This is a genomic window from Streptomyces sp. NPDC002580 (genome assembly GCF_042889485.1).
GTDB lineage: Bacteria > Actinomycetota > Actinomycetes > Streptomycetales > Streptomycetaceae > Streptomyces.
Genome location: NZ_JBIAQZ010000004.1, coordinates 561,448 through 574,052, shown reverse-complemented (window position 1 = coordinate 574,052; position 12,605 = coordinate 561,448). Strand labels below are relative to the sequence as shown.

Here is a 12,605-nt window from a genome sequence, read left to right as displayed (position 1 = left end):
TCTTGCTCCGCTGGCGGGAAGTGGACTATACCTGTCGCGTCCGGCCAGTCGATCGACTGGCTCTGGACAGGCAGGACCCAGGGGGGGAATTTCGAGGGGCGACGGATCGTGGTCTATACACCTACCGTCGGTTCGCCCCGCTGAATCCCCTACGCACGACCCCAGCTTGACCTAACCGCGGTGCCGGGGAGGATCCGGTTCACCGCCTGAGTCCTGGAGAAGGCGAGGACTTGAGCATGGGATCCACTTCCGCCGAGAACAGCAGCCCCGAGGGTGTCGGCCGCCGTGACCTCATCAAGAGGTCGGCCGCACTCGGTCTGATCACCGTCCCGACGATGAGCTTCCTGTCCGCCTGTGCGAGCGGCGGCGATGACGGCAAGTCCGACGACAAGGGCACCGGCAAGACCAGCAAGGACAACCCCTTCGGCGTGAAGAAGGGCGGCGGGAAGCTCGACGTCGTCGTCTTCAAGGGCGGCTACGGCGACGAGTACGCCAAGTCGTGGGAAGCGGCGTTCGACAAGAAGTGGGGCACCAAGAGCGCCCACACCGGTACCCAGGAGATCACCGGCAAGCTCCAGCCGCGCTTCAACGGCGGCAACCCGCCGGACATCGTCGACGACTCGGGCGCCCAGCAGATCAAGCTGGACGTGCTCTACAAGAGCGGCCAACTCCTCGACCTGGCCGCGGTCCTGGACGCCCCGTCCATCGACGACCCGAGCAAGAAGGTCCGCGACACGCTGATCCCGGGCACGCTCGACCCGGGCCTGCAGGGCGGCAAGGTCGTGGCCCTCAACTACATCTACACGGTGTGGGGCCTGTGGTACTCCGGCAAGCTCTTCAAGGAGAAGGGCTGGGAGGTGCCCAAGACCTGGGACGACTTCCTCGCCATCTGCAAGGACGCCAAGTCGCAGGGCATCGGCGGTCTCGCGCACCAGGGCAAGTACCCGTACTACATCAACATCGCCATCATGGACCTGATCGCCAAGAAGGGCGGTCTGGACGCCATGAAGGCGATCGACAACCTCGACCCGAAGGCGTTCGTCGGGTCCGACGCCGCGCTGGCGGCCGTCGAGGCGATCTACGAGATCGTGGAGAAGGGCTACCTGCTGGCCGGCACCAACGGCCTGACCCACACCGAGTCCCAGACCCGCTGGAACCAGTACAAGGCAGCCTTCATCACCTGTGGCTCCTGGCTGGAGAACGAGCAGCTCAAGCAGACCCCGGACGACTTCGACATGAAGTTCATGCCGATGCCCAACCTGCCCGGCAGCGCGCTGCCGTTCGAGGCGATCCGGGCCGGCTCGGGCGAGCCGTTCATCATCCCGGCCAAGGCCGCGAACCTGCCCGAGGCCAAGGAGTTCATGCGCTCCATGCTCTCCAAGGAGTGGTCGACGGTCTTCGCGCAGAAGGCCAACTCGCTCACCATCCTCAAGGACGGCGTGTCCGACGGCGTGGAGCTGCGTCCCGGTACGCAGTCCACGGTCGAAGCCTCCAAGGCGGCGGGTGACAACACCTTCAACTACCTGTACATCAACTGGTACAGCGAGATGGACGTCGCCATCCAGAACGCGTCCAACGAGCTGATGTCCAAGCGCATTCAGCCGAAGGAATGGCTGAAGCGGGCCCAGGCCGCCGTCGACAAGGCCGCCAAGGACCCGGAGTCCAAGAAGAACCACCGCGACTGATCACGCGAAACCCGGAACATCAGGGTCGCTCACACCCGGAACACCCGGGTCACGTACACCCGGAACACCAGGGCAGGATGCCATGCGAAAAGGGCAGTACCGGTTCGTCGCGGGGTTTCTCCTCGCACCTTTGGCGCTGTATCTGATCTTCGTGATCTGGCCTTACATACAGACCATCGGCTACTCCTTCACCGACTGGAAGGGCCAGTCGCAGACGTTCAGTTTCGTCGGCCTGGACAATTACAAGGCGTTGTTCCAGGACGACGTATTCCTCGGAGCGATCTGGCACAACATCCTGTTCCTGGTGTTCATCCCGGTGATCACCATCCTGCTCGCCCTCTTCTTCGCCTTCATGGTGAACGCGGGCGGGCGGGGCGGCGCCGGTGGCGTGCAGGGCGTCGCCGGCTCGCGGTTCTACAAGATCGTGTACTTCTTCCCGCAGGTGCTGTCGCTCGCGATCGTCGCGGTGCTCTTCGGGGCCCTCTACCGCAGCGACAGCGGCGGTCTGCTCAACGGTCTGCTGATCAAGCTCGGCCTGGTCGACGCGAACAGCCCCATCGAGTGGATGAACGAGCCCAACCTGGTGCTCTGGTGCCTGATGGCGGTCGTCGTCTGGCACGGGGTGGGCTTCTACCTGGTGCTGTTCTCCGCGGCCATGCAGTCCATCCCGCGGGACATCTACGAGGCCGCGCTGCTGGACGGCGCGAGCCGCACCCACACCTTCTTCCGGGTCACCCTGCCCCTGCTGTGGGACACGGTGCAGACCGCCTGGGTCTATCTCGGCATCATCGCGATGGACATGTTCGTGCTCGTCTCGACCACGACCCAGGGCACCGGCTACGGCGGTGGGCCCGACCACCACAGCGAGGTCATGGCGAACGTCATGATGCGCAACTTCCTCTACTTCGGGAAGAGCGGCTACGCCTGCGCCATGGGCGTCGTCATGCTCTTCCTCACCCTGATCCTGTCCGTGGTCACGCTGCGCGCCACCCGCCGCGAGCGCATCGAGTTCTGAGCGGGAGACACGACTATGAGCGCACCCATCACGGAGCCGACGAAGGTCGACGGCGCCGGAGTACCCCCGCAGCGAACCGTGCGGAAGGCCCCGGCGCGACCGGGTGACAAGCGCAGCGAGGGCATGGCCCTCAACGTCTTCTCGCACGGGTTCCTCGCCCTGTGGGCCGTCCTGATCATCCTGCCGCTGCTCTGGCTGGTCCTGAGCTCCTTCAAGACCGACGCGCAGATCGGCGGTTCGGCCCTCGGCTGGCCCTCGAACTGGCAGCTCGACGTCTTCGGCCGGGCCTGGAGCAAGGGCATCGGCGACTACTTCGCGAACACCCTGATCGTGCTGGTGTTCTCCGTCCCGCTGACCATGCTCCTGGGGGCCATGGCGGCCTACGTACTGGCACGCTACGACTTCCCGGGCAACCGGCTCGTCTACTACTTCTTCGTCGGCGGGGCCATGTTCCCCGTCTTTCTGGCCCTGGTCCCGCTGTTCTTCATGGTCAAGCGTTTCGACATGCTGAACACGTACCAAGGTCTGGTCCTGGTGTACGTCGCGTACTCGCTGCCGTTCACCGTGTTCTTCATGCACGCGTTCTTCCGGACGCTCCCGACCGCGGTCTTCGAGGCGGCGGTGCTCGACGGCGCCTCGCACACCCGGGCGTTCTTCCAGGTCATGCTGCCGATGGCCAAGCCCGGACTGCTCAGCGTCGGCATCTTCAACGTCCTGGGGCAGTGGAACCAGTACATCCTGCCCTCGGTGCTGATGCAGCCGCAGACGAGTTCGGATCCGGAACGCTACGTTCTGACCCAGGGCCTCATCCAGCTCCAGCAGCAGCAGGGCTACGCGACCGATCTTCCCGTCCTGTTCGCCGGCGTGACGATCGCGATGGTCCCCATGCTGATCGTCTACCTGTCCTTCCAGCGCCAGGTCCAGGCCGGCCTGACCTCGGCGACGCTCAAGTAGCGCCGCGTCACCTCATCGCCTACGCCACCTCCGGCCCCCGGGGGTGGCGTACGTGTGTCCGGCCGGTGACGGAAAGCGCACGTGCCCGAGGGGAGCCGATTCTCGTCAAGGACTTGACGGCGGTAACCCGTTCAGCGGAGCTTGGAGTTCACAACTTGTAAGTGACCGGGTCCCGTTGTCGTGACCCAGGTCACACGGGCGGCATCGGGGCCGCCCGGCTGAGGGCAGGAGTGGATGAGTCGATGGAGACTCCGGGGTCGCAGTCTTCGCTGCACCGAGCCAATCTGGAACGCGTCGTGCGGGCGGTGCGGCTAGCCGGCTCGCTCACGCAGGCGGAGATCGCGAGGGCGACGGGCCTGTCGGCCGCGACCGTTTCCAATATCGTTCGTGAACTCAAGGACGGGGGAACGGTCGAGGTCACACCCACTTCGGCCGGCGGCCGCAGGGCGCGCAGCGTGTCCTTGAGCGGTGACGCCGGCATCGTCATCGGTGTCGACTTCGGGCACACGCATCTGCGGGTTGCGGTCGGCAACCTGGCCCACCAGGTGCTGGCGGAGGAGTCCGAGCCGCTGGACGTGGACGCCTCCGCCGCGCAGGGCTTCGACCGCGCCGAGGAGCTGGTCAACCGCCTGATCGCGGCGACCGGTGTGGACCGTTCGAAGATCGCGGGTGTGGGGCTCGGCGTGCCGGGCCCCATCGACGTTGAATCGGGCACTCTGGGGTCCACGTCGATCCTGCCGGGCTGGACCGGCGCCAGGCCCGCCGAGGAGCTGCGGGGGCGGCTCGGCGTGCCGGTGTACGTGGACAACGACGCCAATCTGGGCGCGCTCGGCGAGATGGTCTGGGGCAGTGGCCGAGGGGTCAGGGACCTCGCGTACATCAAGGTCGCCAGCGGTGTGGGAGCCGGGCTGGTGATAGAGGGCAAGATCTATCGCGGCCCCGGTGGCACGGCGGGAGAAATCGGGCATATTACACTCGATGAATCCGGCCCCGTCTGTCGTTGCGGCAACCGCGGCTGCTTGGAGACCTTCGCGGCGGCGCGCTATGTGCTGCCGCTCCTCCAGTCCAGTCATGGTACCGATCTGACCATGGAGGGCGTGGTCAGGCTGGCGCGGGACGGTGACCCGGGCTGCCGTCGGGTGATCGCCGACGTCGGCCGACACATCGGAAGTGGAGTCGCGAACCTCTGTAATTTGCTGAACCCGAGCCGGGTGGTCCTGGGCGGCGATCTCGCCGAGGCCGGTGAGCTCGTTCTCGGGCCCATCAGGGAGTCTGTCGGCCGCTACGCGATCCCCAGCGCCGCGCGTCAGCTCTCGGTGCTGCCAGGGGCGCTTGGCGGCCGTGCGGAGGTGCTCGGCGCGCTCGCTCTCGCACTCAGTGAGATGGGCGATTCGACCCTTTTGGATGGTTCGCTGACCGCTGTTTCGCCTGCCTTCACTTAGAGAACGAAACACGCTGTTGCCAACCCGTTAAGTATTTACTTCTTGACGTCGAACCTGCGGCCGAGTTGACTCCAAACCACCTCGGCCGCAGCGTTGCGGCCCTGTCAGGGAGGCACCACCAATGAACACCACGATGCGTAGAGTCGTCATCGGTACCGCCGCTGTTTCCATGGCCCTTTCGGTGGCCGCCTGTGGCAAGGCCGGCGACAAGGACTCCGACAGCAGCAGCAGCTCCTCCGCGGGCGGCAGCAAGACCATCGGTCTCCTGCTCCCCGACAGCGTCACCGCGCGCTACGAGAAGTTCGACCACCCGCTCTTCGAGGCGAAGGTCAAGGAGCTGTGCTCGGACTGCAAGGTCCAGTACGCGAACGCCGCCGGTGACGCCGCCAAGCAGGCGCAGCAGGTCAGCACCATGATCACCCAGGGCGTCAAGGTCCTCGTGATCAGCGCCCAGGACTCGGCCGCCATCAAGTCTTCGATCAAGACCGCGGTCGACAAGGGCATCAAGGTCATCGCGTACGACCGCCTCGCCCAGGGTCCGGTCTCGGCCTACGTCTCCTTCGACAACCAGAAGGTCGGCGAGCTCCAGGGCGAGGCGCTCCTCACCTCGCTCGGTGACAAGGCGACCAAGAAGTCGAAGATCGTCATGATCAACGGTGACGACGCCGACCCGAACGCCGGTCAGTTCAAGGCGGGTGCCCACAAGGCCCTCGACGGCAAGGTCGACATCGCCTACGAGCAGTCCGGCCTCTGGAAGGACACCGTCGCCGCCCAGAAGATGACCGCTGCCATCACGCAGCTCGGCGCCAAGAACATCGCCGGCGTCTACTCCGCCAACGACGGCATGGCCGGTGGTATCGCGACCGTCCTCAAGGGTGCGAAGATCAGTGGCATCCCGCTGACGGGTCAGGACGCGGAGCTCGCGGGTATCCAGCGCATCGTCGCCGGCACCCAGTCCTCCACCGTCTACAAGGCCTTCAAGCCGGAGGCGGACGCCGCCGCCCAGCTCGCGGTCAACCTGCTGGAGAGCAAGGACATCAAGTCCCTGGCCACCCAGACGCTGACCAGCGGCTCCGGCGACAAGGTGCCCTCGCAGCTCCTGGTCCCGGTCTCGGTCACCAAGGCGAACATCAACGACACGGTGGTCAAGGACGGCCTCTACAAGGTCTCCGACATCTGCACCGCTGACTACGCCAAGGCCTGCGCCGCTGCCGGCCTGAAGTAAGCACGATCGACTCGGGCGACCACCCGCACGACGGGTGGCCGCCCGATTCACGACCGCCCGGCGGTCTCGCGAACCTGTCCGACGCCTGCCCCACCTTCAAACCCCGCTGCGGGGCGGGCGTCGGATGGAACCGTTGCGAAATGTGACGGATTCGCGCATGTTCATCTTGTAAACCTTGTGCATTTCGCACATCCCTCCGCGCCTGTAGTTCGAGCGCGGGCATCCCCGCCGGTCAGGCGGCGAAGGAGATGGTTCACGTGTCCGCTACGCCCGTGCTGGCGTTGCGCGGAGTCTCCAAGCGATTCGGTGCTGTGCAGGCACTCACCGATGTTGAGCTGGAGGTCCACCCCGGAGAAGTGGTCGCCCTGGTGGGCGACAACGGCGCGGGAAAGTCCACGCTGGTCAAGACGATCGCGGGTGTCCACCCCATCGATGAGGGCGTCATCGAGTGGGACGGTCAGCCCGTCAGCATCAACAAGCCGCACGACGCCCAGGGACTCGGCGTCGCGACCGTCTACCAGGACCTCGCGCTGTGCGACAACCTCGACGTGGTCGGCAACCTCTACCTCGGTCGCGAGCTGCTGCACCGCGGCGTCATCGACGAGGTCACGATGGAGCAGAAGGCGCGCGAGCTCCTGAGCACGCTCTCCATCCGCATCCCGAGCGTGCGCATCCCGATCGCGAGCCTTTCCGGCGGTCAGCGCCAGGTCGTCGCGATCGCCCGCGCCCTCATCGGTGACCCCAAGGTCGTCATCCTCGACGAGCCGACCGCCGCTCTCGGCGTCGAGCAGACCGCGCAGGTCCTCGACCTGGTCGAGCGACTGCGCGAGCGCAACCTCGGTGTCATTCTCATCAGCCACAACATGGCCGACGTGAAGGCCGTCGCGGACACCGTCGCCGTCCTGCGTCTGGGCAAGAACAACGGCTCCTTCTCCGTGAAGGACACCAGCCACGAAGAGATCATCGCCGCGATCACCGGAGCCACGGAAAACGCCGTGACCCGTCGTGCCGGGCGTCGCAACACGGAGGCCGCAAAGTGAGCGACACGTCGAAGGTTTCCAAGGCGGAGGCCGAGGTGGAGCACCAGAACACGGTGGCTCCCGCCGACGACCCCACTGCCGCTCCCGTGGCCGTCGTGGACCCGCGTCTGCTGGTCCGTGAAGAGGGCCTCAAGGGCTACATCACCGAGTTCAAGCGCAAGATCAAGGGTGGCGAGCTGGGCTCGCTCCCGGTCTTCATCGGCCTGATCGTCATCTGGACGATCTTCCAGCTGCAGAACGACCGGTTCCTGAGCGCCGACAACCTGTCGAACATCAGCTACTACCTCTCGGCCACCGGCATGCTCGCCATCGGCCTGGTGTTCGTGCTGCTGCTCGGCGAGATCGACCTCTCCGTCGGCTCCGTCAGCGGACTGGCCTCCACGATCTTCGCGGTCGTCGTCGTCAACCACGGCGTGAACGCCTGGCTGGCCCTGGTCCTGGCCATCGTGACCGGTGCGGTCATCGGCGCGTTGCAGGGCTGGTTCTTCGCCAGGATCGGCGTGCCCGCCTTCGTCGTGACGCTGGCCGGCTTCCTCGGCTGGAACGGCCTGATGCTGTGGCTGCTCGGTTCGGCCGGCACCATCAACATCCCGGGCGAGACCGGCCCGGTGCACCTGCTCGGCCAGAGCTCGTTCTTCATGGACCAGGCCGTCATCGGCGCCTACCTGCTGGCCGGCCTCGGTGTCCTGTCGATGCTGGTGGGTTCGTTCATCGACCAGCGCCGCCGCAAGGCCGCCGGTGTGCCCTTCCGGCCCACCAGTGAGATCGTGCTGCGCGTCGGCGCGCTCGCCGTGGTGTCCATCGCCGCCGCCGTCGTGCTGAACAACGCCTCCGGTGTCTCCAACGCCCTGGTGATCTTCCTCGCCTCCCTGGTGGTCGTCGACTTCATCCTGCGTCGTACGACGTACGGCCGGAAGATCTTCGCCGTCGGCGGTGGCATCGAGGCGGCCCGTCGTGCCGGTATCAGCGTGTCCATGGTCCGTATCTCCGTGTTCGCCATCTCCGGCGGCTTCGCGGCGGTCGGCGGTATGTTCTTCGCCGGCCAGACCGCGAGCGCCACGCTGAACGCCGGTGGCGGCAACACCCTGATGCTCGCCATCGCGGCGGCCGTCATCGGTGGTACGAGCCTCTTCGGTGGGCGCGGAAACGTTTGGTCGGCCCTCCTGGGCATGCTGGTCATCCAGTCGATCCAGACCGGCCTGGACCTGCTCAACATGAACACGTCCATCCAGTACATGATCACCGGCGCGGTCCTGCTCGGCGCGGTCGTCATCGACTCCGTGTCGCGCAAGAGCCAGAAGGCCTCCGGCCGCGCGTAACACCCCGCGGGACGCGCCACGGCACTCCGCGGTGGCGCTCCTGTGAAAGACCCTGTGCCCGGCGCCAATGGCGGCGCCGGGCACAGTCACGTCCGGACCCGTACACCCGTTCCCGTCCGGGTGGGCCGACCGGGTGGCGTACAACGCCGGACCCGGGCCGCGCCCGCGAAGACGGAACATTAGACTCGACCAAGCCCGGCAACAGCTCTACTGCAAGGAGGCACGGGTGCCGCTGCTGACCCGCATCAGGGGACCGCGCGATCTGGACCGGCTCAGCCTGGAGCAGCTGGACCAGCTCGCCGGCGAGATCAGGACCTTCCTCGTCGACGCGGTCTCCAAGACCGGCGGCCACCTCGGCCCCAACCTCGGTGTCGTGGAGCTGACCATCGCTCTGCACCGCGTCTTCGAGTCGCCCAAGGACAGGGTCCTGTGGGACACGGGCCACCAGTCCTACGTCCACAAGCTGCTCACGGGCCGCCAGGACTTCTCCCGGCTGAAGATGAAGGGCGGCCTGTCCGGCTACCCCTCACAGGCCGAGTCCGAGCACGACGTCATCGAGAACTCGCACGCCTCCACGGTCCTCGGCTGGGCCGACGGCCTGGCGAAGGCGAACGAGGTCCTCGGCAGGAACGACCACGTGGTCGCCGTCATCGGTGACGGCGCCCTCACCGGCGGCATGGCCTGGGAGGCGCTGAACAACATCGCCGACGCCAAGGACCGGCCGCTGGTCATCGTCGTCAACGACAACGAGCGTTCGTACGCGCCGACCATCGGCGGTCTGGCGAACCACCTGGCGACCCTGCGCACCACCGACGGCTACGAACGCTTCCTGGCGCGCGGCAAGGACTTCCTGGAGCGCACCCCGGTCGTGGGCAAGCCCCTCTACGAGACCCTGCACGGCGCGAAGAAGGGCCTGAAGGACTTCATCGCCCCGCAGGGCATGTTCGAGGACCTCGGCCTGAAGTACGTCGGCCCGATCGACGGCCACGACATCGAGGCCCTGGAGTCGGCTCTGGCCCGCGCCAAGCGCTTCGGCGGCCCGGTCATCGTGCACTGCCTCACCGAGAAGGGCCGCGGCTACCAACCCGCCCTCCAGGACGAGGCGGACCGCTTCCACGCCGTCGGCAAGATCCACCCGGACACCGGCCTGCCGATCGCCTCCTCCGGCGCCGACTGGACCTCCGTCTTCGGCGAGGAGATGGTCGAGCTCGGCAAGGAGCGCGAGGACATCGTCGCGATCACCGCCGCGATGCTCCAGCCGGTCGGCCTCGACCGGTTCGCCAAGGCGTTCCCCGACCGGGTGTACGACGTCGGCATCGCCGAGCAGCACGCCGCCGTCTCCGCGGCGGGCCTCGCCACCGGCGGGGTGCACCCCGTCTTCGCCGTCTACGCGACCTTCCTCAACCGCGCCTTCGACCAGGTCCTGATGGACGTGGCCCTGCACAAGTGCGGCGTCACCTTCGTCCTGGACCGCGCGGGCGTCACGGGCACCGACGGCGCCTCGCACAACGGCATGTGGGACATGTCGATCCTCCAGGTCGTCCCGGGCCTCAGGCTCGCGGCACCGCGCGACGCCGACCAGGTCCGCGCCCAGCTGCGCGAGGCCGTCGAGGTGAAGGACGCGCCCACCGTGGTGCGCTTCTCCAAGGGCGCGGTCGGCCCGGCCGTCCCCGCCGTGGGCCGGATCGGCGGCATGGACGTCCTGCGGGAGCCGGGCACCGACACGCCGGACGTGCTGCTGGTCTCCGTCGGCGCGCTCGCCCCGATGTGCCTGGAGATCGCCACCCTCCTGGACCGGCAGGGCATCTCGACGACCGTCGTGGACCCGCGCTGGGTCAAGCCGGTCGACGAGGCCATGGCCCCGCTCGCCGAGCGGCACCGGGTGGTCGTCACCGTCGAGGACAACTCCCGGGTCGGCGGTGTCGGCTCGGCGATCGCGCAGGCCCTGCGCGACGCGGGCGTCGACGTCCCGCTGCGCGACTTCGGCATCCCGCCCCGCTTCCTCGACCACGCCTCCCGCGCGGAGGTCATGGCGGAGATCGGCCTGACGGCACCGGACATCGCCCGGCAGGTCACCGGCCTCGTCGCCAAGTTCGACGGCCGGTACGACCACAGCGCCGTGCAGGCCGTGGACGCGGTGGAGCCCGCGCGCGACTGACACTCCGACCGACGCGACCCCCGGCGGCCGACCGGGGACTCTGGGCCGATGGGCCGGTTTCAGCACCCTGTACGGGTGGTGAAACCGGCCCATCCGCGTGAACCGGGCCGCGTCGGGGCACACGTGGAACCTGCCCTCTCGATCATGTCGAGGACGACAAACGTGGGAGGTACGGCCGTGGGCAACACCCTCTTCAGGACGAAAAGGGTCGAACAATCGATCTTGGACACTGAGGAGCCGGAGCACGCACTCAAGAAGTCGCTGTCCGCTCTGGACCTCACCGTGTTCGGCGTCGGCGTCATCATCGGCACCGGCATCTTCGTCCTCACCGGAAAGGTCGCCAAGGAGAACGCGGGGCCGGGGGTCTCGCTGGCCTTCGTCGCCGCGGGTGTCGCCTGCGGTCTGGCCGCCCTGTGCTACGCGGAGTTCGCCTCCACCGTCCCGGTCGCCGGTTCCGCGTACACGTTCTCGTACGCCTCCCTGGGCGAGCTGCCCGCCTGGATCATCGGCTGGGACCTGGTCCTGGAGTTCGCGCTCGGCACGGCGGTGGTCGCCGTCGGCTGGTCCGGCTACGTGCGCTCGCTGATGGACAACGCGGGCTGGCACATGCCCGCGTCGCTCAGCGGGCGCGAGGGGGCCGACGGGTTCGGCTTCGACATCCTCGCCGCCGCGCTGGTGCTGGTCCTCACCGCCATCCTCGTCGTCGGCGTGAAGCTCTCCGCCCGGATCACCACCCTGGTCGTCGCGATCAAGGTCACCGTCGTCCTGGTCGTGATCATCGCGGGCGCCTTCTTCATCGAGGGCGACAACTACAAGCCGTTCATCCCCCCGGCCCAGGCGGTGGAGGCGGGCAGCGGCATCAAGTCCCCCCTGATCCAGCTGATGTTCGGCTGGGCGCCGACCAACTTCGGCGTGATGGGCATCTTCACCGCGGCCTCCGTCGTGTTCTTCGCCTTCATCGGCTTCGACGTGGTCGCCACGGCCGCCGAGGAGACGAAGAACCCGCAGCGGGACATGCCCCGCGGCATCCTCGGCTCGCTCATCATCTGCACCACGCTCTACGTCCTCGTGTCGATCGTGGTCACCGGCATGCAGAAGTACACCGAACTGTCCATCGACGCCCCGCTCGCCGACGCGTTCAAGGCCACGGGGCACCCCTGGTACGCGGGCTTCATCAGCTTCGGCGCCGCCGTCGGACTGACCACGGTCTGCATGATCCTGCTGCTCGGCCAGACCCGTGTCTTCTTCGCGATGAGCCGCGACGGACTCCTGCCGCGGTTCTTCTCCCGCGTCCACCCGAGGTTCCGCACCCCGCACCGGCCGACGATCCTGCTCGGTGTGATCATCGCGATCCTGGCCGGTTTCACCAGCCTCAGCGAGCTGGCCGAACTGGTCAACATCGGCACGCTCTTCGCCTTCGTCGTGGTCGCCGTCGGCGTGGTCGTCCTGCGTCACACCCGCCCCGACCTGCACCGGTCCTTCCGCACCCCGCTGGTGCCGTGGGTGCCGCTCCTGTCGGTGCTCGCGACGCTGTGGCTGATGCTGAACCTGCCCGCGGAGACCTGGCTGCGGTTCGCGATCTGGATGGTCATCGGCATCGTCGTCTACTTCCTCTACGGACGAGGCCACAGCCGCCTCGGCCGCCACGAGGAGACGACGCGGGGAGGGATCGAGAACCCGCCCGGCGGCGCCGTCGGCTGACGTACCCGCTCCGTGCCCGGGCCCCGTGCACCCCGCTCAGCCGGGGACCGCGGGGCCCGCGGCCTG

Annotated in this window: 9 protein-coding genes; all 9 read left to right on the top strand. The window is 67.4% G+C overall.

Annotation, left to right across the window (positions count from 1 at the left end; translation table 11 throughout):
* Positions 1-236: 236 nt before the first annotated feature.
* The 9 genes from ngcE to ACFYW7_RS16530 all read left to right on the top strand — a co-directional run bounded on the left by ngcE (position 237) and on the right by ACFYW7_RS16530 (position 12,539).
* Positions 237-1,685, top strand: a complete 1,449-nt coding sequence (gene ngcE, locus ACFYW7_RS16570; protein ID WP_389502596.1) for an N-acetylglucosamine/diacetylchitobiose ABC transporter substrate-binding protein — start codon at positions 237-239, stop codon at positions 1,683-1,685.
* 82 nt (positions 1,686-1,767) lie between these two features.
* The gene (locus ACFYW7_RS16565) at positions 1,768-2,700 is read left to right on the top strand and encodes a carbohydrate ABC transporter permease (RefSeq protein ID WP_389502594.1); all 933 of its coding nucleotides are present in this window, start codon (positions 1,768-1,770) and stop codon (positions 2,698-2,700) included.
* 15 nt (positions 2,701-2,715) lie between these two features.
* Complete coding sequence (locus ACFYW7_RS16560; protein WP_389502592.1) at positions 2,716-3,654, top strand: carbohydrate ABC transporter permease; 939 nt, start codon at positions 2,716-2,718, stop codon at positions 3,652-3,654.
* A 242-nt stretch (positions 3,655-3,896) separates the two neighbouring features.
* Positions 3,897-5,096, top strand: coding sequence for an ROK family protein (locus tag ACFYW7_RS16555; protein WP_389502590.1), 1,200 nt, complete (start codon positions 3,897-3,899; stop codon positions 5,094-5,096).
* Between the two features lie 121 nt (positions 5,097-5,217).
* Positions 5,218-6,321, top strand: a complete 1,104-nt coding sequence (locus tag ACFYW7_RS16550) for a sugar ABC transporter substrate-binding protein (protein WP_389502588.1) — start codon at positions 5,218-5,220, stop codon at positions 6,319-6,321.
* A gap of 248 nt (positions 6,322-6,569) precedes the next feature.
* A complete protein-coding gene (locus ACFYW7_RS16545; RefSeq protein ID WP_389502586.1) occupies positions 6,570-7,361 on the top strand; it encodes an ATP-binding cassette domain-containing protein in 792 nt (263 codons plus the stop codon).
* Positions 7,358-8,680: a sugar ABC transporter permease gene (locus ACFYW7_RS16540; protein ID WP_389502584.1), complete on the top strand. Its 1,323-nt coding sequence runs from the start codon at positions 7,358-7,360 to the stop codon at positions 8,678-8,680. The genes ACFYW7_RS16545 and ACFYW7_RS16540 overlap by 4 nt, the downstream gene beginning before the upstream one ends.
* A 226-nt stretch (positions 8,681-8,906) precedes the next feature.
* Entirely contained in the window at positions 8,907-10,838 is a 1,932-nt protein-coding gene (dxs, locus tag ACFYW7_RS16535) for a 1-deoxy-D-xylulose-5-phosphate synthase (protein ID WP_389502582.1), read from the top strand.
* 177 nt (positions 10,839-11,015) lie between these two features.
* On the top strand, positions 11,016-12,539 hold the full coding sequence (locus ACFYW7_RS16530) for an amino acid permease (RefSeq protein WP_389502755.1): 1,524 nt from the start codon (positions 11,016-11,018) through the stop codon (positions 12,537-12,539).
* Positions 12,540-12,605 lie beyond the last annotated feature (66 nt).